The sequence below is a fragment of the Gordonia sp. 852002-50395_SCH5434458 genome (genome assembly GCF_001665905.1).
In the GTDB taxonomy this organism is placed as follows: Bacteria; Actinomycetota; Actinomycetes; order Mycobacteriales; family Mycobacteriaceae; genus Gordonia; species Gordonia jacobaea.
This window is the reverse complement of record NZ_LZTC01000059.1, coordinates 14,395-37,703: the sequence shown is the minus strand read 5'-3', so window position 1 is coordinate 37,703 and position 23,309 is coordinate 14,395. Positions and strand designations below refer to the sequence as shown.

19 protein-coding genes are annotated in these 23,309 nt (G+C 64.6%); 11 read left to right on the top strand and 8 right to left on the bottom strand.

The window, feature by feature from the left end; all coding sequences use genetic code 11:
• Positions 1-91: 91 nt before the first annotated feature.
• Together A5785_RS14150 and A5785_RS22975 are read right to left on the bottom strand one after the other, a co-directional pair.
• Complete coding sequence (locus A5785_RS14150; protein WP_049699758.1) at positions 92-1,345, bottom strand: acyl-CoA thioester hydrolase/BAAT C-terminal domain-containing protein; 1,254 nt, start codon at positions 1,343-1,345, stop codon at positions 92-94.
• Positions 1,346-1,367: 22 nt separating this feature from the next.
• Entirely contained in the window at positions 1,368-1,853 is a 486-nt protein-coding gene (locus A5785_RS22975; RefSeq protein ID WP_152930095.1) for a hypothetical protein, read from the bottom strand.
• 354 nt (positions 1,854-2,207) lie between these two features.
• On the opposite strand from A5785_RS22975, the gene A5785_RS14140 reads away from it, so the two are divergent.
• Positions 2,208-2,999 carry a TetR/AcrR family transcriptional regulator gene (locus A5785_RS14140; RefSeq protein WP_049699756.1) on the top strand — a complete coding sequence of 264 codons (792 nt, stop codon included), beginning with the start codon at positions 2,208-2,210 and terminating at the stop codon, positions 2,997-2,999.
• 116 nt (positions 3,000-3,115) lie between these two features.
• Positions 3,116-4,312, top strand: coding sequence for a DUF5685 family protein (locus A5785_RS23740; RefSeq protein ID WP_082946577.1), 1,197 nt, complete (start codon positions 3,116-3,118; stop codon positions 4,310-4,312).
• 25 nt (positions 4,313-4,337) lie between these two features.
• Here A5785_RS23740 and A5785_RS14130 read toward each other — a convergent pair whose 3' ends face one another.
• A complete protein-coding gene (locus tag A5785_RS14130) occupies positions 4,338-5,129 on the bottom strand; it encodes a dioxygenase family protein (RefSeq protein WP_049699754.1) in 792 nt (263 codons plus the stop codon).
• A 32-nt stretch (positions 5,130-5,161) separates the two neighbouring features.
• On the bottom strand, positions 5,162-6,247 hold the full coding sequence (locus tag A5785_RS14125; protein WP_049699753.1) for an EamA family transporter: 1,086 nt from the start codon (positions 6,245-6,247) through the stop codon (positions 5,162-5,164).
• Between the two features lie 39 nt (positions 6,248-6,286).
• Between A5785_RS14125 and A5785_RS14120 the strand changes: the two genes are divergently transcribed.
• From A5785_RS14120 to A5785_RS14105, 4 genes are all read left to right on the top strand, one after another.
• Complete coding sequence (locus tag A5785_RS14120; RefSeq protein WP_049699752.1) at positions 6,287-6,829, top strand: CGNR zinc finger domain-containing protein; 543 nt, start codon at positions 6,287-6,289, stop codon at positions 6,827-6,829.
• A 104-nt stretch (positions 6,830-6,933) separates the two neighbouring features.
• Positions 6,934-10,524, top strand: coding sequence for a transcription-repair coupling factor (gene mfd, locus A5785_RS14115; protein WP_064867067.1), 3,591 nt, complete (start codon positions 6,934-6,936; stop codon positions 10,522-10,524).
• Complete coding sequence (locus A5785_RS14110; RefSeq protein WP_064867065.1) at positions 10,521-11,285, top strand: amidohydrolase family protein; 765 nt, start codon at positions 10,521-10,523, stop codon at positions 11,283-11,285. The genes mfd and A5785_RS14110 overlap by 4 nt, the downstream gene beginning before the upstream one ends.
• A complete protein-coding gene (locus A5785_RS14105) occupies positions 11,282-12,175 on the top strand; it encodes a MazG family protein (RefSeq protein WP_064867063.1) in 894 nt (297 codons plus the stop codon). Before A5785_RS14110 ends, A5785_RS14105 begins: the two co-directional genes overlap by 4 nt.
• A gap of 170 nt (positions 12,176-12,345) precedes the next feature.
• Here A5785_RS14105 and A5785_RS14100 read toward each other — a convergent pair whose 3' ends face one another.
• Genes A5785_RS14100 through A5785_RS14085 form a run of 4 tightly spaced genes read right to left on the bottom strand, consistent with a single transcriptional unit; the run spans position 12,346 to position 16,578 of the window.
• Positions 12,346-13,053: a type 1 glutamine amidotransferase gene (locus A5785_RS14100; protein WP_064867061.1), complete on the bottom strand. Its 708-nt coding sequence runs from the start codon at positions 13,051-13,053 to the stop codon at positions 12,346-12,348.
• Between the two features lie 22 nt (positions 13,054-13,075).
• Positions 13,076-13,738, bottom strand: coding sequence for an aromatic-ring-hydroxylating dioxygenase subunit beta (locus tag A5785_RS14095; RefSeq protein ID WP_064867060.1), 663 nt, complete (start codon positions 13,736-13,738; stop codon positions 13,076-13,078).
• Positions 13,735-15,045: an aromatic ring-hydroxylating oxygenase subunit alpha gene (locus A5785_RS14090; protein WP_064867058.1), complete on the bottom strand. Its 1,311-nt coding sequence runs from the start codon at positions 15,043-15,045 to the stop codon at positions 13,735-13,737. Before A5785_RS14090 ends, A5785_RS14095 begins: the two co-directional genes overlap by 4 nt.
• A gap of 36 nt (positions 15,046-15,081) precedes the next feature.
• Positions 15,082-16,578 carry a glutamine synthetase family protein gene (locus A5785_RS14085; protein WP_064867056.1) on the bottom strand — a complete coding sequence of 499 codons (1,497 nt, stop codon included), beginning with the start codon at positions 16,576-16,578 and terminating at the stop codon, positions 15,082-15,084.
• A gap of 139 nt (positions 16,579-16,717) precedes the next feature.
• On the opposite strand from A5785_RS14085, the gene A5785_RS14080 reads away from it, so the two are divergent.
• The 5 genes from A5785_RS14080 (at position 16,718) to cysC (ending at position 23,051) form a co-directional block, all read left to right on the top strand.
• A complete protein-coding gene (locus tag A5785_RS14080; RefSeq protein ID WP_064867054.1) occupies positions 16,718-17,641 on the top strand; it encodes a MurR/RpiR family transcriptional regulator in 924 nt (307 codons plus the stop codon).
• Between the two features lie 161 nt (positions 17,642-17,802).
• Entirely contained in the window at positions 17,803-19,284 is a 1,482-nt protein-coding gene (locus A5785_RS14075; protein WP_064867052.1) for a sulfatase family protein, read from the top strand.
• Positions 19,285-19,375: 91 nt separating this feature from the next.
• Positions 19,376-20,161, top strand: a complete 786-nt coding sequence (gene stf0, locus A5785_RS14070) for a trehalose 2-sulfotransferase (protein ID WP_064867050.1) — start codon at positions 19,376-19,378, stop codon at positions 20,159-20,161.
• The gene (gene cysD, locus A5785_RS14065) at positions 20,158-21,105 is read left to right on the top strand and encodes a sulfate adenylyltransferase subunit CysD (RefSeq protein WP_064867048.1); all 948 of its coding nucleotides are present in this window, start codon (positions 20,158-20,160) and stop codon (positions 21,103-21,105) included. The genes stf0 and cysD overlap by 4 nt, the downstream gene beginning before the upstream one ends.
• Complete coding sequence (gene cysC, locus A5785_RS14060) at positions 21,105-23,051, top strand: adenylyl-sulfate kinase (protein ID WP_231894568.1); 1,947 nt, start codon at positions 21,105-21,107, stop codon at positions 23,049-23,051. Before cysD ends, cysC begins: the two co-directional genes overlap by 1 nt.
• Positions 23,052-23,309: the final 258 nt, after the last annotated feature.

The window sequence follows — 23,309 nt, the reverse complement described above, 5'->3', positions numbered from 1 at the left end:
GGGCAATCGCCGGACCTCAGTGTCACGTTTTGATCACGGTGAGTAAAAGGGTCGAAATGTGCGCGCACCATCCGAATGCAGCGCGAGGTGATCAGGTCAGGTGTTGGTGCAGGAAAGCGAGTGTCCGGGTCCAACAGTCCCGCTGTGCCGCTGCGATATGGCGCGGATCGCCGCCCCCGATCAGCGAGGCCGACCGGGTGACCGTCGTGGGAATCGCGGGCGGACGGATGAAGTGGCCCACCCGGGGATAGATCAGCAGTTCGTCGTCGGCTGCGTGGATGGCGTGCTCGTCGCTGCGGCGTCGAACTATCTCTTGTGCCATGTCCGCAGCGGGATAGCACTGGTCGTCGGTGCCCGCGGCGACCAACATCGGGCACCCGATCTTCTCCACGGCGATGGTCGCCGCCCGCACAGCCGAATGATCCCGCAGACCTGCGGCGTACGCCACGTGGGTCGACATCGCCATCGACGAGCGTCCGTGAGAGATTTTGCGGCGCAAGAGATTCATGGCGAGTTGTCCGAGTAGACGCTCACTGCGTACGGGGACATACGGCAGGTCGACGCCGCCGTGGGTGAGGGCAGAGACCTTCTCGGGCGGGCCATCGCGGCGGAGTGCCTGGAACACGACGTGGCTGGGAGCCACCGCGACGACCGCGCGTGCCGGGGTCCCCATTGTCACCATCGTCGACAGTGCTGTCTGCACACCTACCGACGATGCGTGTAGCGCGATCCTGTCCTCGTCGACGCAGGGCAGAGCGGCGAAGTATTCGATGCCCGCGGCGATGTTCTCCGTGGCAATTCTGCTGAACGAATCGGGCAACCCCGGGCGCTGAGTGTAGAAGAGGACCGCCGCGACATAGCCGTGAGCGGCGAGCAGCGCGGCCATCGCTGTCACCGACCTGGTGACCATCGTCCCGGGGAACACGATGATTCCCGGCAGAGGGTAGTCAGCTGACTCCGGACGGTAGATCTGTAGCTGCCATCCGTCGCCTCGTCGCTGTTCCACCGTGTGCTCGCGTCCCCACGTACGAGGGACCGTGACCTTGGCGCTGGACGTACCGTCGGATACCGAGACAGTGAAATCCAATGTGCCGTCGCAGGATTCGAAAATATCCGGGGAGCTCGGGTTGTCGACGAGCCGCATGTCCCACCACGGTAGGTCTGGATCGGCGAGTTCTATCCGCCCGTCGTCGCCAAGCCGATGAGTGCCGCGGGACCGCCAGTGCGATCCCGCGGCGTCTACACCATCGACGACGAGTTCGACCTTCTCCGCTGGTGTGTCGAACACGTTGAACCCGATGAGCGAGTCGACGAGTCCGTCCGCCGTGTCAACACTGATTCGCATGAGGATCAGACTCGGTTGCGATTCACGACAACACGTAGGTGGCGAACATTCTCGGAGCGGGACGGATCAGGGTGGCCCTCACGGATTCACCGGGGGAGGCTTTACTGCCGGAGATATCGGTGAATCCGAGAGTGTGGCGCAGGGAGGCTGTGTAATTCACCACGGCGGAGCGGTAGGTGTAGGTGTAGGTGACAGTGACGCCCATGGCCAGAGGGTTCGACGTCCAGGCGCGTACGACAGCCGTTCTGCCCATGCCGAGCGAGGCGGGTGGCGCATCGATCCATCGGAAGTCCATCGAACTACCCGCACCGACGCTGGTATCGGGGAATTGCTTCAGGGTCAACGGCATACCGGTGTTGTTGGTGATCACCAGGACGGCACTTGAACCGCCCTGCGGGATAGGCGTGGCCTCGCTCTTCGCGGCGGTGGCCGTTGTCAGGCCGAGGATCATCGCGGTCACGGCGATCGACATGCCGAGTACCTGGAGCAAGCTTCTGTGAGGTCTCATGGTCCATCCTTCGTCTCTCGTCGTCCGTTGCCACGCGCTGGATACGTGACTCTCTACGGGCGATGTATCTGACCGTAGGAAATCCAGACTCTCGGCATAAGTCCGAAATATGGGGGGTTTACAACCGCGGAAGAGGTGAGTACGTCTAAACCGACGAGAATAGGTGGATTGCGCATCTTTATAAGGTGAATGTGTGTCGAATCGAAGGATGTGTGTGCTGCAGCGCCCACTTCCTTCGATACGACACACATCCTCCGGTGAGCTGGGTGCGTCTTCTCGGATCCTGCCGCGTGGGACGGCGGGCGGCCGGAGCGTCAGGTCGATTGGGCGTGGGAGATCTCGTAGGGTGGCCTCATGGCTGTCAGCCGTCCGGCGAACTCGAGCACAGGTGAGGTCAAACGCGCGCCACGGGCCCGCATGACCGGCGCCCAACGACGCCTGCAACTGATCGAGGTCGCGCGCGGTCTGTTTGCCGAGCGGGGCTTCGAGGGCACATCCATCGAAGAGATCGCCCAGCGTGCCGGGGTGTCGAAACCGATTGTGTACGAGCACTTCGGAGGTAAGGAAGGTCTCTACGCGGTCGTCGTCGACCGTGAGATGGAGACGCTGCTCGAGATGATCACGTCGTCGCTCTCCAAGAACCGCTCGCTGTACCGCATCCAGCAGGTGGCCTTGGCGCTGTTGACCTATATGGAGGAGCGCACCGACGGATTCCGCATCCTCGTGCGCGGCGACAGCGCGTCGTCGAGGGACAACGCGACGTACGGAAGTCTTCTGAACGACGCCATCAGCCAGGTCGAGCACATCCTCGCCGGCGACTTCGAACGACGGGGATTCGACCCAAAGCTGGCCCCGATGTACGCGCAGGCGCTCGTCGGGATGGTGTCGGTGACGGCGCAGTGGTGGCTCGACGTCCGCGAACCGTCGAAAGAGGTTGTCGCGGCCCATCTGGTCAATCTCTGCTGGAACGGACTCACCCGCCTCGACCCCGACCCCGAACTCGTCGGGCCGGATTACGTCGAGCACAAAGCGCGAACGGTTGGCGACGCGACACCTGTCCCGGCGTCGGCTGAGGGGTCGGGGACTCCCGAGGCTTTGGAGTCCTCTGACGCGTCGGTGCCATCTGATTCGGTGGAGTCCCCCTGATCGGCTGAGGTCTGCTGCGGGCGAGGCCTGAACACGCCGAACTGATCTATCACGTGCGAATGACGCTGCGCGTGGCGCAAGTTGGCGCCGACGGTCTGGCGTGCTGGAATCAGCCGGTGTTCGGACTTCTCACACCGTGTCGCCACACGATGCCCGACGACCTCTTCACACAGTGGCAGGCGCACCTGTGTGGCTTATGTCTGTCGTTGCGTGACGGACACGGCCATCCCAGTCGGCTGACGACCAATACCGATGCGGCTACGGTGTCAATTCTTGTTGCGGCACAGCGCAATACGATGCCGTCGACGACGCGTGCCGGCCGCTGTCCGCTGCGTGGAATGAAGTCGGCCGAGGTCGTCGCGATCGGTGATCCGGGACTGCGACTGGCCACCGGGGTCTCGTTGACGCTTGCCGCAGGCAAGGCTGCCGACATCGTCGAAGAACAGCGGTCCGGGCTGGCGCCGCCGTCGCGGGTGCGTCGCGTTGTCGCAGGAGGGGTTTCCGCGGCATTGCGACGTCACGCCGTCGATGACGGCCATGTGGCCCGCCTGCTCGACGTCGACTCCATGCTCGCTCGGCTGTCGGGGCAGGCCCAGGTTGAATCGAGGTCGACGGACCTCGACGATCTGCTTCGCGCGTCCTCGGAGTCGGCGGCCCGTGTGTTCGCGGCTACGGCCGACATCGCGGGTGCTCCCGACAATCGCGAGCATCTCGAGGCCATAGGTGCCGATTTCGGTCGGCTCGCGCACCTGATCGATGCGATCGACGATCTCCCACAGGATCGCGAACAGGGGGAATTCAATCCGCTCGACGCATCGGGGACCACCATCGACGATGCCCGTGCGGAATGTCGGCTCCTCGTTCGGGCGATTGTGCGTCGCTACGCCAAGCTCGAACTGGTCGACGACAAATTGCTGCGTGCCGTCCTGGTCGACGGGCTGCGTCATGCGGTGCGTCAGCGCATGCCGCGCCGTAGCTCATGTGCCGTACACCGACCTTCGGCTACCGAGCCGTCACTTCCCGAACCACTACTTCCGGAACAGCCGTCAGTTCCCGAACAGATGCCGCCGCCCGGATACCCGGAAGGGTGGCCGTTCCCGCCGCCGTTCAGTCCGGATCGGTCTTTCTACGAGCGTCTACTGCCGTTTCTGGGCAACTCGTGTTGCGGGCCCGCATGCTGTACCGACCACTGGAATCATTGCTCGGACACGTGGAAACCCGCGTTGTGCGACTGTGGCGATTGCTGTGACTGCGACGACTGCTGCGATTGCGGAGATTGTTGCGATTGCGGCGACTGCTGTAGCTGTAACTGACCACCGCGCTGGTGAGGGGTCCCCCTCAGGCAAGCACCAGCGACCGCTTGGCCAGGCCCATCCAGAACCCGTCGATGACCTGGTCGGCCTGTTGCTCGGGATCGTCGCTGGCGCCCAGTGCGACGAAGAGCGGCGCGAAATGCTCAATAGTGGGGTGGGCGTAGGGCATTCCCGGGGCGGTCCGTCGAAAATCGATCAGGGACTCGACGTCGCCGGCGGCGAAACGTTCGTGCGCCCAGGCGTCGAACTCCGACGACCAGCTCGGCGGCGCGGCGTCGGGGGAGGGGTCGGTCAGATACGGCAGCCCGTGCGTGGTGAAACCCGATCCGATGATGAGCACTCCCTCGTCGCGCAGCGGTGCGAGTCGACGGCCGAGGTTCAGCAATTGTGCGGGGTCGAGTGTGGGAAGCGAGATCTGGAGCACCGGAATGTCGGCGTCGGGGTACATGACCGTCAACGGCACGTATGCGCCGTGGTCGAGGCGACGGTGCTGGTCACGCGCGATTGCGGTGCCGTCGGGCATCATCGCCGCGACTCTCGCCGCGAGATCGGGAGCACCGGGCGACCAGTAGGTGGTGCGATAGAAGCGCTCGGGGAATCCCCAGAAGTCGTAGGTCAGGGGCGTGGCTGGGTCGGTCGAACCGATCGTCAGCGGCGCGGCCTCCCAGTGCGCCGACACCACCAGGATCGCCGAGGGACGGTCGAGTGTGGTGGACAGCTCAGTGAGCTGGGAGACCCAGCGTTCGCTGTCGACGAGTGGTGGGGCGCCATGACTCAGGAACAGCGTCGGCTGGCGGGTGGGTTCGGGGGCTGACATGCGAACATCGTATCAAGCGGACCGCAGTCCGGTTAAGCTTCGGGTGCAGACGTTGCGGCATCGTTGTCGGGAGCAATGCTGTCGGCAGCATCGTTCTCGGGGCCTTCTGGCACGTGGCCAAGCGCCAACGGCTCGCCGACGGGCGACGTCGACGTGCCCGGTTCACCGATCTTGGCCGCGATGACCCCGACGACAATCAAGACGCCGCCGACGATCTGGAGCGCCGCCGGGACCTGATCGAGCAGGATCGCGGCCCATACGACCGCGGCCAAGACCTCGACAAGCGCGAACATCGAGGCGAGCCGCGCTCCGAGTCTGCGCGCGGCACCGATTCCGGTGAGGTATGCGGTCGCTGCGGTGACGAGCGCGAGAGCAGCCGGCACCGTCCATGCCGGTGCGTCGAATCCGGCGAAGTGGACCGTCGGGTCGCCGATCGTCATCGGTAGTGCATGCACGAGGCCGAGTACTCCGAGAAGTGTTGCCGCAAAGACCATTCCGCTCGCCGCGAGCACGGACGGCGGCAGTGAATCGTTCTCCTTGGCCGAAATGATGAAGTAGCCGGCGGCGCCGAGCATTGCGCCAGACGCCCACAGCGCACCGATGGGGCTCACCGAGGTGCCGCCGACGAGGTCGAGGACTCCGACCAATCCGACGCCGCTCACCGCAATACCTGCGAGCGCCCACCGCGACGGCCGCTGGCGGTGGATCGCCCACATCCACGCGACCACCACTACGGGGGCGGTGTACTCGATGAGTAGGGCCGGTCCGACGTCCATGTGCTCGATGGCGGAGAAGTAGCAGAACTGCGCGACGGCCATGCCGAGGAATCCGTAGAGCGCGATCGTCCTGCCGTGGTCGCGAATCAGTGTCCACGCAGTCGACCATCGCAGCGCCGAGACACCGCCGAGGTCGCGAATGGCGAACGGCAGCAACGCGAGACCGCCGATGCCGATGCGGATCGCGACGACAGCGCCCGCGCTCCACCCCGCGGCCATCAGCGGCGTGCCGAGCGCGCCCGACAGCCCGAAGCTCGTTGCCGACACCAGGGCCAGGATCAGGCCCGCGCGTCTGCGAGCGGCCACCTCCGCCGGCGTGCGGTCATGGGTCACCGACGTCATGGGTAATGACGCTAGCGGCGGCCTTGGTAAGGTGTCAACATGGTTTTCGGTGATGACGTCGATCTGGCGCTGCAGGCGGCGGTTGCACTCGCCAACTCAGCAGAGTCGCCCGAGACCCTGCGTTCCATCGACGACCTCGACGCCTTCTGGGACCACTACGGCTATACCGGCCGCCATGACGGTGACCAGCAAGAACTCGACGCGGTGTCGGCGATCCGGCCCGCGCTGCGAGCGCTGCTCATCGCCGACCGCGACCGTGCCGTCGATCAAGTCAACGAGATCCTGAGTCGGCACCGGGCCGTGCCGCGGTTGGTGCGACACGGCGACACGGACTGGCATCTGCACGCCATCGACGACGACGCCCCCCTCGCCGACCGGATCATGGTCGAGACCGCGATGGCCATGATCGACGTGATCAGGGCCGACGACATGTCGAGGTTGTCCGTCTGCGCCGACGCGGGCTGCGAGGGCGTCGTCGTCGACCTTTCTCGCAACCGGTCTCGGCGGTATTGCTCGACGGCCTGCGGTAATCGCAACGCCGTCGCGGCGTATCGCGCGCGGCAGGCCGCGGCAATGGACTAGTGGCTGTGAGCGGCAACGGACCAGTGCTGCCCGCTGCGCCTGTCTGACCAGCGGCGCGCTGCGGCATCTGCCTGGCAGAATTGCCGTGCCCTAGAATTGCCGAAGTGTCGTCTACTCCCGCCCTTCACGGACTCGCATCCCTCGCCTGCGCGGACACGAGCATCGCGGCACTGCGTGACCATCGCGACGATCCGCAACTCGCGATCACTGCCCCCGACGCCGCCCGGCCGTTCGTGGTCAGTTGTCTCTCCGAGGTCGCTGACGCGCCGATCCTCGTCGTTTCGGCAAACGGACGCGAAGCCGACGACCTGACGGCCGAACTACGCGAGCTTCTCGACGACGAGTCCGCGGTGGCGCAGTTCCCGTCGTGGGAGACGCTTCCGCACGAACGGCTCTCGCCGAGCGCCGAGGTCGTCGGGCAGCGTCTCGAGGTGTTGCATCGGCTGGCGCACCCGGGAGACGCGCCGCTGCGCGTGGTGGTCACCACCGTCCGTTCGCTGGTGCAGCCGATGGCACCCGGGCTCGGGGAGATACGCACCATCACGTTGCGTGAGGGCATCGAACTCGACTTCGACGGCCTACTCACCGATCTCGTCGAGATGGCGTACGAGCGCGTCGACATGGTCGGTCGGCGCGGCGAATTCGCCGTGCGCGGCGGCATTCTCGACGTGTTCCCGACCACCGCCGATTTCCCTGTGCGAGTCGAGTTCTGGGGCGATGAGATCTCCGAGATGCGAGCATTCTCGGTGGCGGATCAGCGTAGTCAACCCGAGGTCGACGCGTCGGTGGTCCTCATCCATCCCTGTCGCGAGCTGCTGCTCACCCCGCCCGTGCGTGAACGTGCGGCCGCACTCGCCGTCGAGAACGCCGACGACCCGTCGCTCGTCGAAATGCTCACCTCGCTCGCCGAGGGTATTCCGGTGGCGGGAATGGAAGCGCTGACACCCGCCCTCGTCGACGGCGAGATGCAGTTGCTGACCGAGGTACTTCCCGCCGGGACCCGCGTGCTCGTGCTCGACCCCGAGAAAGTCCGAACGCGCGCAGCCGATCTCGCGCAAACCGGAGCCGAGTTCCTCGAGGCGTCGTGGAACGCCGCCGCGATGGGAGCCACGGCGCCCGTCGACACCCGCGAGATGTCCGGTCCGACGGGAATTGATCTGCAGGCCAGTGCTTATCGGCCGCTCGATGACGTCGAGAAGGCCACGCTCGCGGCGGGTCGGTCGTGGTGGACGATGAGTCCGCTTTCTGCGGGCTTCGGCGAAGAATACGAACTCGACATCACCCCGGGGCCGACGCCGCATGGTGACGACGAGGAGATCCGGATCGTGTTCGCCGGACTGCGCGCCCACGTCAGCGCGGGCAACACCGCTGCGATCGTGGTCGCGGGCAAGGGCACCGCACAGCGCGTCTGTGAGCGACTTGCCGACGCAGAGGTTCCGCACGCGCTCGTCGACGGGGGCGCGCGACCCGAACCGGGAACCGTGTCGGTGTTCAATGGCGCGCTGCGTCACGGAATCGTCAGTCCCAGTGCCGGATTGGTGGTCGTGACGGAGACGGACCTCACCGGCAACCGCGTCGCCAGTGTGCGCGACGGAAAGCGATTGCCCGCCAAGCGTCGTAATCAGGTCGACCCACTTGCGCTCACCGCGGGTGATCTCGTCGTGCACGATCAGCACGGCATCGGCAAGTTCGTCGAGATGATCGAACGCACGGTGTCGGGCGCGCGACGTGAGTACCTCGTGCTCGAGTACGCGGCCTCCAAGCGTGGGCAACCCGGCGACCGGCTTTATGTGCCGATGGATTCGCTCGACCAGTTATCGCGCTACGTCGGAGGCGAGCAGCCGTCGTTGTCGAAGCTCGGCGGCTCCGACTGGCAGAACACGAAACGCAAGGCGCGCAAGGCTGTTCGTGAGATCGCCGGCGAGCTGGTCCAGCTCTACGCGGCCAGGCACGCCGCGCCCGGCTACGCGTTCAGTCCGGACACGCCCTGGCAACGTGAGATGGAGGACGCGTTCGACTTCACCGAGACCGTCGATCAGATGACGGTGATCGGCGAGGTCAAGGACGACATGGAGAAGTCGGCTCCGATGGACCGCGTGATCGTCGGCGATGTCGGTTACGGCAAGACCGAGATCGCGGTGCGCGCGGCCTTCAAGGCCGTGCAGGATGGTAAGCAGGTCGCGGTCTTGGTCCCGACAACGATTCTCGCGCAACAACATCTGCAGACATTCACCGAGCGTATGTCGGGATTCCCGGTGCGCATCAGAGGACTCTCGCGGTTCACCGATGCGAAGGAGTCACGCGAGATCATCAAGGAGATGGCGAAGGGCGAGGTCGACATCGTGATCGGTACGCACCGATTGCTGCAGACCGGCGTCACGTGGAAAGACCTCGGGCTGGTGATCGTCGACGAGGAGCAGCGTTTCGGCGTCGAACACAAGGAACACATCAAGTCGTTGCGCACGCACGTCGACGTGCTGACGATGTCGGCGACGCCGATTCCGCGAACGCTGGAGATGTCGATGGCGGGCATTCGCGAGATGTCGACCATCCTCACCCCGCCGGAGGAACGGCATCCGGTGCTCACCTATGTCGGCGCCTACTCACCCAAGCAGGTGGCGGCAGCGATTCGCCGAGAACTGTTGCGCGACGGCCAGGTTTTCTACGTCCACAATCGGGTGTCGACCATCGACAAGACTGCCCGCGATATCGCCGCGATGGTCCCCGAGGCGAGAGTTGCTGTGGCACACGGTCAGATGAACGAGGATCAACTCGAACGCACCGTCGCCGGTTTCTGGAACCGCGAGTTCGACGTGCTGGTGTGTACCACCATCATCGAGACCGGTCTCGACATCTCGAACGCGAACACACTCATCGTCGATCGCGCTGAGAATCTCGGTCTGTCGCAGTTGCATCAGTTGCGTGGTCGTGTCGGTCGAAGTCGTGAGCGCGGTTACGCCTACCTGCTCTACAGTCCCGAAAAGCCGCTCACCGAAACGGCTTACGACAGATTGGCGACGATCGCGCAGAACAACGAACTCGGCGCGGGCATGGCCGTGGCGCTCAAGGACCTCGAATTGCGCGGTGCCGGAAACGTTCTCGGTGCCGAGCAGTCCGGGCACGTCGCGGGTGTCGGATTCGATCTGTACGTCCGTCTCGTCGGCGAGGCTGTCGAGGCATACCGCGCAGCGGCAGACGGCCTGCCCGTCACGTCGTCGGAACCCAGCGAGGTCCGCATCGACCTGCCCGTCGATGCGCACATCCCGGTCGAGTACGTCGACTCTGATCGGTTGCGCCTCGAGGCGTACCGCAAGCTCGCGTCGGCGACGTCGGACGACGAGGTCGACGGCGTGATGTCGGAACTCACCGACCGCTATGGCGAACCGCCCGAGGAAACACGACGCCTGGCGTCGATCGCGAAACTCCGTCTGCGCGCACGTGAACGGGGTGTCACCGAGATCGGCACCACCGGTACAGGTGTGAAGGTCGCGCCGCTCCCGCTGGCCGACAGCGAGCAGGTGCGCCTCAAACGGTTGTACCCCGCGGCGTCGTATCGGGCGACCACATCGGTTGTCACGCTACCGATCCCGCGCACCGGAGGCGTCGGATCGGCGCGCCTGCGCGACGACGAGGTCATCGAGTACCTCGCGACGTTCCTGCGCAACCTCAAGCCGCTCGAGTCAGCTGACCGATGAGTGCACGGAGCATCTTCGATGCGCACTTCCACATCATCGATCACGCCTACCCCGTCGTCGAGAACAACGGATTTCTTCCGGAGCAGTTCGGAGTGCCGGAGTACCGCGCACGCACCGAATCGCTCGGGATCGTCGGCGGCGCAGTGGTTTCCGGATCGTTCCAGAAGTTCGACCAGATGTATCTGGTCGCGGCGTTGGAGCAACTCGGTCAGGGATTCGTCGGGGTCACGCAGTTGCCGGCCACTGTCACCGATGAGGATGTCGTCGACTTGTCTGAGCGTGGCGTCCGTGGCATTCGATTCAACGTTGCGCGAGGAGGGTCGGCATCACTCGATGAACTCGACGCGTTCGCCAGACGTGTGCACGACGTCGCGGGCTGGCATACCGAGTTGTACGTCGACGCAGCACATCTCGACCACCTGGCCGATGTCATTTCTCGGTTGCCGGCGGTCAGTATCGATCATCTCGGATTGTCGACGGAGGGACTGCCGGTTCTGCTGTCGCTCGTCGAACGGGGAGTACGGGTCAAGGCAACAGGTTTCGGTCGGGTGGAACTCGACGTTCCGTCTGCGATTCGACAGATCATGGCGGTCGATCCGACGGCCCTGATGTTCGGTACCGATCTGCCGTCGACCAGGGCGCGTCGACCGTTCAGTGATGACGACATCGACCTGCTCGTCGCCGAAGTCGGAGAGGACGACGTCGAGGCGGTGCTGCGCACCAACGCCGAACGGTTCTATCGCGTGGGGGAGTTGCGTTGACGGTCGTGGTGCTCGATCCACAGCAACCAGGGGTGATCCCGATCGCGGCGCGCACAGTGCTGACCAGCACCGTGCTGGTGACCGAAGACGTCCCCGCGTCGGTGCTGTGGCAACTCGACCACGTGGTCACCGCGGCAGCCGATTGCGACTCGTCGCTCACCCTGGTGACGACCGACGCGCTGCATCCACTCGTGCGTATGCGGATCGCCGACGGCGACAACGTCGTCGAAGTCGAACGCCGATCGGGGGCGAGTCTGCTCGACGCCGTCGCGCTGATGGACACGCTGCGTCGGAACGGACCGTGGGAGTCGACGCAGACGCATGCGTCGCTGCGGCGGTACCTGCTCGAAGAGGTCTACGAGTTGCTCGATGCCCTCGACGGTGACGACCAGGAGAACCTCCGCGAGGAACTCGGCGACCTGCTGCTGCAGGTGCTGTTCCACGCGCGGATCGCCGCCGACGACCCGGTGGCCCCCTTCGACATCGACGACGTCGCGCGGAGCTTCGTCGACAAGGTGCGTGGCCGGACCCCGGGCGTTCTGTCCGGCGAACACAGCGACCTCGAGACGCAGATCCGTGAATGGGAGGAGCGCAAGGCCGCCGAAAAGCAGCGCGGCTCGGTGCTCGACGGCATCGCGACGACGGCCCCTGCGCTCGCACTGACGCAGAAGGTGCTCGAACGCCTGACCGCCGCAAACTACCCCGTCGACACCATCGACCCCGCAGTGCTCACCGTGACGATCGCGATCGGCGACGACAGCGTCGAAGCCGCCGCCAGGGCCAGGACGCTTGCGCTGATGGAACGGGTCCGTGACGCGGAGGTCAGTGCTGCAGCTGCCGGCGCGACGCTCGGCTCGCGCGAGGCGTGGGAGTCGTTTCTCGCGCGGTGAGGGCAAGGCTTGGGTGGCCCCGGCGCTGATCGGCCTGAATGTGTGTCGAATTGAAGGATGTGTGTGTTGCAGCAGCCACATCCTTCGATACGACACACATTCACCCGCGACGACGCCCGAACCGCGCGCCCGGATATACCGGCATAAGTCGATGTGGTGCGCGTAGATCGTCAGGCGACCGGCGCCGTCACGCCGGCGTGAATCAGGAAGCGGCCCAACAACTCGTCGGCGTCGGCCGCAGCCGCCGCCGCGCGCCGGCGGATGTCGGCGGCCACTGCGGCGATATCGACTCCCGACTCGCCGATCGGGCGCTTGCGTGTCGTGAAACCGATGCGCCACGCGTCGAAACATTCGGGGGTGATCTCGGGGTGGAATTGCAGGCCAAGGTGTCGTCGGACGGTGAATGCCTGGACGTTGTGCTCGGTGCGGGCAATCACCTCGGCGTTGTCAGGAGGGGTGATCGTGTCGTGGTGGAACTCCATCCATGGTCCCGCAGAGACGAGTTCAGGTCGCGTGGTGTCGATTTCGGTGAAGCCGTGCTCGGGTCGGGGACTCGGCGAGACCGATCCGCCGAGGGCGCTGGCGAGAATCTGTCCGCCGAAGCACACCCCGAGGATCGGTACGTTCGCCGCGTCGGCCTGCTGAAGGAATTGTCGTTCGGGCGCGACCCAGTTCAGCTTCTCGTCGTAGACGGAGTCGGGTGAACCGGTCACGCAGATGAACGCGAGACCGGCCAAGTCGACCGAATCGAGGTCGTCGACTCCGACGATCTCGACGGTAAAGCCGCGATTCTCCATTGCGGGCAGCAGCGACCCGAGAATCGTCTTCTGCTCGTCAGGAATCACGCCATGCATGACGGCAAGTGCTCGCTGTCCCATGCGTCGAGGCTACCGTCGTCCGTCAGATCAGGAACGTGAGGTTGTGATGGCTGCGGTGTCCGTCGACGAGGCAAGAGATCTTGCGATCGATCTTCAGTTCGCCGTCCTCGCGGATGAATACGTGTCCCATCCAACCCGGGACGGTTTGCAGTGCATGCCCGTCGCGCATCTCGTGCACGATGAATTGCGAACGAATCTTGACCTCGTCCGGGTTGTCAGTCGCGATGCGCACGAAGCCCGTGTTGACGTGTGTCGTGTAGGAGGGAGGCAGCTGCGAATAGGCAACTCCGGTGCGAAGCCAGACGATACGGTCGCCCATTCGACGACGGTCGTCGAAAGCGATGGTGACACGCTTCTGAGGATCGCCTGCCTCGGGGTCGGGCATGTCGCGGACCGCCGGGACCCAGTACAGACACTGACGGGAATAGAGCTGGTACCACTGTTCGAAAGCGCGGCGGTCGAGTAACCAACTCTCGTGCAGGACAAGCGCTTCGTAGGCGTTGCGTTCCTCGGGCGTGAGAGGTGTGCCGACTGTGTCCCATTCGACGAGATCGTGCCGCAGCTTGGCGTAGTAGTCGTCGTCGATGTAAGTCGATTCCAGACTGTCGCGCAGGATCGTGTCCAAGGCATAGCGGACGACGGGATCGTCGACGTTGCGGTGCACCCCCATCTCGGGCGCGTTCATCGGGCAACCAGCTTCGTGTCGGAGATCATCAGCTTCTTCCAGTACCGCCAGAAGGCTCGGATTGGCAATTCGTCGGTGATCAGCCCGGTGAGATTGCCGTTGGCGTCGAGGGTTTCGGTGTCGGTGTCGATGTGACGGTTGGTGACCACCCATTCCATTTCCTCAACGCCCAAACCGACCTGGCACTCTTCGAAGTTCGCGAGGTCGTCGGGTTCCCCGAACGCGGGGAAGTCTTCTTGCAGTCGAACTCTCAGCGAGTTGATCTCGTCCGGCAGGTCGGGTGCTCGCAGACTTGTCGAGTACCAGACGATGTCGGTGTCGGCGACCGCCAACGGTTCGATCACCTGGATCTGGTTACCGATGATCAACAGATTTGGAAAGATGTTGAGATTCATCCCGGACCCGACGACGACATCGAGGGCGGCCTTGGCGGCAGCGTCGTCGAGCTTGGCGCGGACCGCATTCGCGTACGGGTTCTGGCCGGGCATCGGGGCTGCGGAATCCCAGTAACTGTCGATCTCAGCTCGCTGATCGAGGAAGGTGTTGCCGTTGCCGAGGTCGGTGACCGTTTGCTTGCCGGCGTCGGTGTCCCCGAGCGCCCATTGCATGTCGACGCCGACGCCGTATCGCTCCTTACGCATCCGCAGCAGCGATGCGTGGGAGAACCCGGGGTGGTAGCCGTCGGCGGAGTTGTCGTAGATGAGTTTCCAGTTTCCCTTGCAGTTCAGGCGGGTCTCGCCGTGCCGGACCACCAACTCGGCGCCGGGCCAGCGGTCGAGCCACTGGTCGATGTAGTCGGTGACATTGCCGAGATGTGTTGCGAGATCGGTGATCTCTTGGTTCAGCGTCCCGAAAATGAAGCCCCGGTAGGAGTCGACGCGCAGCCGGCCGAGACCGAGTTCATCTCTGTTGAAACTTGCTCCGTAGCCCTTGTGCATCGGGACGCCGGTGAGTTTGCCGGTGTTGTTGAAGGTCCAGTTGTGATACGGGCACATGAAACTACGTGCGTTCCCCGAATCGGTTCGGCACACCGTCGCACCCCGGTGAGTACAGCGGTTGATCAGCCCGTGAATCTCACCGTTTCGGTCGCGGGTGACGATGATCGGTCGCAAGCCGAGTTTCCGGCGGACAAAGTCGTTCGGTTCGGGGATCTCGCTCTCATGGGCGAGGTAGGTCCAGGTGCCGCCGTACACGCGGTTCATCTCGGTGACAAAGATCTGCGGGTCGGTGTACATCGTGCGGTGGACACGCAGATCGGTCACGAGTTCGTCGAACGGCGACACCGACGTTTCGGTGGTGTTGGTCATTGATGACACTCCAGAGAGGTTGTGGGAGAGACGGTTTCAGTACTTGGTGAAGTACTCGCGGTGTTCCCACTCGGTGACCGCGTCGGGATTCTGCTCCCATTCCGGCTCGGCCTCGAGGAACCTCCCGATCTCGGAAGCCTTCAGCCCGAGAAGCCAGTCGACGAAAACATTCCCGAAGGTGTCGCGGAAGAACTGGCTGCGCTTGAGCTCGTCGACCGCTTCCATGAGTGTGACAGGCAGTTTCGGGCGATCGGTTGCGCTGTAGGGGTCGGCTTCCACGGGACCTGGATCAAGGTTGCGCTTGATTCCGTCGAGCCCGGCCGCGATCTGGCAACCCAGGTACAGATAGGGATTCGCAGTCGGTTCCCCGACGCGGTTTTCGATGTGCGACGACGGATCGCCCGGCCCGCCTTGCGCACGACACATCGCGGCGCGGTTGTCGTGACCCCAGGTCGCGCGATCGGGGGCCAGCGAGTAGGGACGACGGCGTCGATACCCGTTGACACTGGGTGTGGTGAATACCGAAGCGGCGCAGGCATGTTCGAGTAGACCCGCGACAAAGCTACGGCCGATGGGCGACAGGAGGCCGTCGGACCCGGCGTCGGCGACGAACAGGTTGTTGCCCTCGGCGTCGGTGAGGCTTTGGTGCAGATGCCAACCGCTCGCGCAGAATCCCGGCAGGCCGGGTGCGGTCATGAAAGTTGCGTGCAGGCCCATGCGTGCGCTGACCTGCTTGACCATGGACCGGAACAGCGTCATGGTGTCTGCGGCCTCGAGGGCGCCCTGCACGTCGAAGGTGAACTCCAACTGGCCGGGGCCGAGCTCGTCTTCCATTGTGCGCAAAGGCATGCCGAGTTGTTCGGCATACTCCGCGATTGTTCCGAGAAAGTCGTCGATGGCATCCATCTGTACCTCGGACTGATACGCGTAACCCTTTCCGATGGTTTCCACTTCCGGAGGTGCGGGCGGGCTACCGAGCGCGCCGCTGTCCTCAGGCGCCAACTTCGGGTCGACGACGCGCGTGATGTAGAACTCGACCTCCAGGCCGGCGACGAAGGTCATGCCCTCGGCGGCGAGGTCGCTGATGACGTTCTTGAGTTTGTGGCGGGCATCAAATGGTGCCGGTGTCCCGTCGTTGAAGTACATGTCGCCGAGAATCCAGCCGGTGCCCGGTGTCCAGGGCAACTCTCGAAAGGTCAGCGGGTCGGGGACGAGGACCAGGTCGGGAAAGCCTTCCATCTCGACCATGTCGAGGCTGCCGCCCTTGGTAAACGGGTTGAACGCGATGTTCTCACCGGAATCGAAATTGTATTGTGCCGAACTGAAGTCGAGGGCATTGCGCAGTGTTGAGAGAAATGTGTTGGGTAGCAGCGTCTTTCCGCGAAGCTTGCCCTGTGGGTCAGCCACGCTCACGCGAATGGTCTTGAACTCCCTTGCCTTGACGCGTGTGGCGATCGCATCAGCGGCTGCGTGTTGTTCGGGTGTCCACAGGTTGTGGCGGACGATGAAGTCGCGGGGAGATGATTCGGACATGAGAACCTCCGGGAAAACGGCAAGGACAAGGGCTGTGGGCGACTGCGATGACGTAGACGTTATGTTCGTTACGTGTCGAAGGGGTGACGTAACGGGTTAAACGTATGTAACGCGCGCCAGGGCCTCTAAACTGCGAGATATGACGGAGTTCGCGACGCTCGAAGGAACCGTGGCACAACGGATTCGCCGCATACGGCATTCCCTTGCGCCCGGCGAGATGCGCGTGGTCGAGGCTCTCGTCGAGTCGTACCCGACCGCGGGATTGGTGCCGATCGCGCAACTTGCCGCGGAGGCCGACGTCAGCGCGCCGACCGCGTTACGCCTCGTCGGCAAGCTCGGATTCGCAGGTTACGGCGCATTTCAGGAGGCGCTCCGCGCCGAGGTTCAGACTCGGTTGTTCTCACCGGTTGCCGTTTATCCGGCGGCAGACGAGGCGGGTGAAGAGTCGATGTTGACCGCGGCGTCGACCCTCTATGGCGACGGCGTTCGCTGGACGATGACCAATCTGCCGGTCGACGAAGTGCGCGAGACGGTGACCGCGCTGGCCGACGCGTCACGACCCGTGATCGTCTCCGGCGGCCGATTCAGCTCGGTGCTCGCTACACAGCTCGCGCGCTATCTGCACATGCTGCGACCCGGAGTCCATGAGGTCGAGCCGACGTCTGGTGATCTCATGGCTTCGCTCATCGACGTCGACGAGAGGACCATCGCCGTCGTCTTCGATTTCCGCCGGTATCAGCAGTCGACTATCGACTGGGCGTTGGCGGTGACCGAGCGGGGTGCTCAGCTAGCGGTTGTCACCGACATGTACTTGTCGCCGCTCGCGTCGAGTGCGAATGCCGTCTTTCCCGTCAGCCACTCCGGCCTGGGTCCGTTCGACTCGATGGCGCACGGATTCATGCTGGTCGAGTTGCTGGTCTCGCTTGTCGCCAAGGAACTCGGCGAACCTGCCCGTGATCGGCTCGCGGAGTTCGAGCAGTTGCAATTGGCCGAGGAACAAGAACGCCGGCAGACGGGTAAAGCGCGCAAGCATGTGAAAAATGAGCCGAAGGGCTCGAGGTAGGCGGAAGCGCTACCTCCGGTCCGGCGCGGCCCCGAACGCCTGTCGCGACCATTGCACTCACGCTGATTTCATCCCGTCGTGCTGGCGCGGTGAGCCCAGGTGGACAGCCTCGGCGTGCCACCCGCCGCCACGTGCGGAAACGGCGGGTGCATCATGGGTAAATGCCTTTCGACAACACCGGCAGCGCCTCAGGCCCCACGCGGGAGAACGTCATCTTCGTGCACTGGCACGACCTCGGGCGTCATCTCGCGTGCTACGGGGCCGACGGTGTCGAGAGTCCGAACATGGATGCCTTGGCGTCGGAGGGAATCCTGTTCACCGACGCCCACGCCACCGCGCCGCTGTGCTCACCGGCTCGTGGGTCGCTCTTCACCGGTCAGTACCCGCATCACAACGGACTCGTCGGCCTCGCTCATCACGGGTTCGAGTACCGCGACGGCGTGCAGACACTGCCAGCCCTGCTGGGCGACGCCGGGTATCGGACCGTGCTGTTCGGCATGCAGCACGAGAGCTCCGATCCGCAACGACTCGGCTTCGACACCGTCGACGTCTCCGACTCCCGATGTGATCACGTGGTCGACGAGTCGCAGCGCTGGCTGCGCAGGTATGTCGAGCGAACCGCGAACGAGCAAGCGGCCCAACCATTTCTGCTCACCGCAGGCTTCTTCGAGACCCATCGCCCCTACCCCGTCGACGAGTACAAGCATCCCGACACCTCGGGCATCGAGGTACCCGGTTTCCTCCCAGACACCGACGATGTGCGCGAAGATCTCGCCGGCCTGCACGGCAGCATCTCGAACGCCGACGACGCGGTGGGTCGCCTCCTCGACACCGTCGCCGATCTCGGACTCGACCACAACACCTGGATCGTCTTCATCACAGACCACGGTCTGGCGTTCCCGCGAGCAAAATCGACGCTCTATGCGGAGGGGACCGGCGTCGCGCTGATCGTGCGGCCTCCGACGGGGCGCGCGATCGAACCGCGCGTGTACGACGACCTGTTCTCGGGTGTCGACCTCACTCCGACGATTCTCGACCTTCTCGGCCTCGACGCCCCTGCCGACGTCGACGGCGTCTCGCATGCCCCCGAGATCGTGCGCAACGCGCAAGAGCCGATACGCGGGGCGGTGTTCACGGAGAAGACGTATCACGACGCCTACGACCCGATCCGGGCGATTCGGACAAAGAAGTACAGCTATATCGAGAACTACGCGCATCGCCCGGCGTTGCTGCTCCCGCTCGACATCGCCGACAGTCCGTCCGCGCGGTCGATCGACGCGTCGGTCATCACAGCGGAACGGCCGGCCGTCGAACTCTACGATCTCGAGCACGATCCCTGGGAGCGCACCAATCTCGCCGACGATCCGGATTTCGCGCACGTCCGCGCAGAACTCGCGGCACGGTTGGCCCAGTGGCGAGCCGACACTCACGACGCGCTCCCGGACGAGAGCGCGGGGACTGCCATCGCGGATGAGTTCATGACGCGCTACTTCGAACAAGCCGTCGAGACCCCACCCGACGAGCAGGCACTTCCGTCGCGGCGCCCGCTCGGACGTGAGCGCGATCTCACCGGTGAGATCCAGCAGGGCGAGGTCGACGACGAGGCTCGCCGATCTGCTGATGCACCCACCACGCAGGGCTGACACACAGACGTCGAGTTTTGTAAATAGTTTGGACCGTCGAGCGCCTAATTGCCCAGGTTGCGGGCGGTTTCGGGCTGGTTAGACTGAGCGGGTGCCGCCAGTCGACAACTACCTCGTGTGCGCCAGTCAGCGCAGCGGGAGCACCCTCCTCGTCGAGTCTCTCGCCGAGACGGGGGTCGCCGGGACTCCCGAGGAGTTCTTCCAATACTTCCCCGCGACATCACAAGCGCCGCAACCACGTGAATGGTTCGCGGACGTCCACGACCCCGAGATCATCGACGTTCTCGACGAACTCGACGACGGGGTCGTCGACACCAGAACCTCCGCACAGTGGCGCGACGACGTCTTTGCCGCGGGCCGGACGTCGAACGGGGTCTGGGGTGGCAAACTCATGTGGAATCAGACGCCCCTGCTGATCTCGCGAACGCGGACCGGGTCGGGTTCGCTGCGCACCGCCATCCGCACCCTGTTGGGCGACGATCCGCTGTACGTGCATGTCTACCGGGAAGACGTTGTGCCACAGGCAGTGTCGATGTGGCGTGCGGTGCAGACGCGAGTGTGGCGACACGACGGCGATGCCTCCGAAGACGCGGCCGTCTACAACGCCGAAGGTATTGCCCATCTCGCGGAAATACTGCTGGCGCAGGAGAAGTCGTGGCGCGAGTGGTTCGCCGCGGAGCGCATCGAGCCCCTCGACATCGAGTTCGGTGAACTCACCAAGGACCCATCGGGCACCACAGCTCGCGTTCTCTCCGCATTGGGTCAAGACCCTGCGCTGGCGCCCCCGCCGCCGTTGAAGCCACAGTCCAATGCCCGCTCCAAGGAGTGGGTCGAGCGGTACCGCGACGACGCGGTGCGGAACGGATACCCGCAATGACCACGCAGATCGACGCCGCAGCCGACCTCGACCACGTATCCGCATTGCGGGTACTCGAGTCCGAGGCCGTGCACATCATTCGCGAAGTGGCGGCAGAACTCGAACGTCCAGTGCTGCTGTTCTCCGGCGGCAAGGACTCGATCGTGCTTCTCCGATTGGCGGAGAAGGCATTTCGCCCACACCCGCTGCCGTTTCCGATCCTGCACGTCGACACCGGACACAACTTCGACGAGGTGATCGAGTTCCGCGACCGTCGGGTCGCGCCGACCGCCGACAACCCCGACGGAATCAAACTCATCGTCGCATCGGTTCCCGACGCCATCGCCGCGGGACGCGTGGCGGAGTCGACCGATCCGTCGGGTTCGCGCAACCGGCTCCAGACTCGCGTGCTCCTCGACGCGTTGGAGGAGGGACGATTCGACGCCGCGTTCGGCGGTGCCCGACGCGACGAAGACCGCGCGCGTGCCAAGGAGCGGGTGTTCAGCTTCCGCGACGAGTTCGGCCAGTGGGACCCGCGCGCTCAACGTCCCGAACCGTGGTCGCTCTACAACGGACGTATCCGACGCGGCGAATCGGTTCGTGTGTTCCCACTGTCGAATTGGACCGAAACCGACATCTGGCGCTACATCGAACTCGAGGACCTCGACCTTCCGCCGATCTACTATGCGGCCGAGCGCGAGGTGTTCGACCGTGACGGCATATTGCTCACCGTGTCGCCCTACTCGCAGCCGGATTCCTCCGACGATGTCAGCACGGAGTGGGTGCGCTACCGCACGGTCGGTGACCTGACGATCACCGGCGCGGTGCGCTCGCGTGCGACAACGATCCCCGAGATCATCGAAGAGATCAGTGCCGCAACGGTATCCGAACGCGGTGAGACCCGCGCCGACGATCGCACGTCGTCGGCCGCCATGGAGGACCGCAAACGAGAGGGTTACTTCTGATGACCGAGACCGTGACCCGCGATCCTTCCGAGGATGCGCAGCGAAGCGAAACCCCATTGGGGACAGGCGTTCCCACGCGTCGACGGCAGATTCTGCGTCTGGCGACCGCAGGCAGCGTCGACGACGGTAAGTCGACGCTCATCGGCCGCATCCTGCACGACACCGGCTCACTGCCGACAGATCACCTCGAGGGAGTCACGTCCGACGACGGCGACGTCGATCTGGCCGCACTGTCCGACGGCCTGCGGGCCGAACGTGAGCAGGGCATCACCATCGACGTCGCCTACCGGTTCTTCTCGAGTCCCACACGTAGCTACGTGCTCGCCGATACCCCGGGGCATGAGCGCTACACCCGCAACACGTTCACCGGAGCATCGAACGCTCATGTCGCGGTATTGCTCGTCGACGCACGAAAAGGCTTGCTACGCCAAACCCGTCGGCATGCGCGTATCGCCACGTTGGTCGGTGTCCCGCACATCGTCGCCGCGGTCAACAAGATCGATCTCGTCGACTTCTCCGCCGAGCGATTCGCAGAGTTGGTCGCAGACCTCAACGAACTGGCCACGAATGTCGGTGCAGCGGAGATCACCGCGATCCCGGTCGCGGCGAAGCTCGGCGACAACGTCGTGAACAAGTCGGAGAACACGCCCTGGTACACCGGCCCGACACTGCTCGAATACCTGGAGGGTATCGAGCTGCACGCGCCCAATCCCGTTGCGCGCGAACTGCGTCTGCCCATCCAGTGGGTGTCTCGGCCGGGAGCCGACGGCAAGCGTAGTTACACCGGTCGCGTTGCCGCGGGAACCCTCGACGTCGGCGATCCTGTTCTCGTACTGCCGTCGGGATCACGCACCACCGTGACCGCGCTCGACACGCTCGATCCGGCTCGGTCGACAGCCGTTGCGCCGCTGTCTGTTTCGGTGCAGTTGGCAGACGACATCGACGTCGGCCGTGGCGACGTGATCGTCAGCGGGGCCGAGGATGCGCATCTGCCCGTGGCCGCACGCGAACTGTCGGCGACGGTCTGCTGGCTGTCGGAGACTCCGCTCCACGCGGGCGATCGTGTCGCGCTCAAGCAGGGTGCGTCGACGGTACGCGCGACGGTTCAGGCGCTCGAGCGCAAACTCGATCCGGAGACACTGCTCGAGCAGGTCGGGCCGTCGGAGTTGGCGCTCAACGACATCGGCACACTCACGCTGCGGACGTCGTCGGTTGTGGTTGCCGATCCGTATGCGAGCAACCGCGACACGGGCGCGTTCATCCTGATCGACGAGGCGTCGAACGACACGGTCGGTGCGGGAACGATCCTCGAGCCGCGCGAGGTGATTCCGGGCAAGGCGACCCGCAACGACATCAAGTGGCACCCGAGTGCGTTGAGCCGCAACGAGCGCTGGACCAAGACCGGCCAGCGCGGAGCGACGGTGTGGCTCACCGGCCTACCCGCTTCCGGTAAGTCGACGGTTGCTGTCGCGCTCGAACGCGAACTGGTGAATCGTGCCCGCGTCGCCTACCTCGTCGACGGCGACAACATCAGGCACGGGATCTCCGACGATCTCGGCTTCTCGCCCGGCGACCGCGCCGAGAACATCAGGCGCGTAGGGCATCTCGCGCGTCTGTTCGCCGACGCCGGGGTGATCGCGATCGCGTCGATGGTCTCGCCATTGCGGTCCGACCGCGAGATCGCCCGCGAACTGCACGACGCCGCCGACCTCGACTTCATCGAGGTGCACGTGTCGACGCCGGTCGGGGAGTGCGAACGCCGCGACCCCAAGGGCCTCTACGAACGCGCGCGGCGTGGCGAACTCAAGGGACTCACGGGAGTCGACGCGCCATACGAGAAGCCCGAGAACCCCGACCTGCGCTTCGACACCACCGGCGCCGACATCGCAGAACTAGCCGGCCGCGTCGTCGACGAGCTGGTCCGCCGGGGCGTCCTGGCCGAGTGATCTCGACAGGCTCGATCAGCGGGCGGTCGGGTGCGGTCCGAGGGCGCGGGGAGTAGGGGAAGGGTTTCTTCTGCGCGGGTCTGCTGGCCTGAGCAAGCGTGCAGAAACTAGGGGAAAGGCTTCTTCCGCGGGTTGTGTGTGTTTTCTCGAGAAGTGTCGCGGGGAAACCTCAGGAACTGGGGGAAAGAATTCTTCCGCGACTTTCTGCGCGGGCGTGCGGGTGCCCCATGGTGCAGAAACTCGGGGAAACGCTTCTTC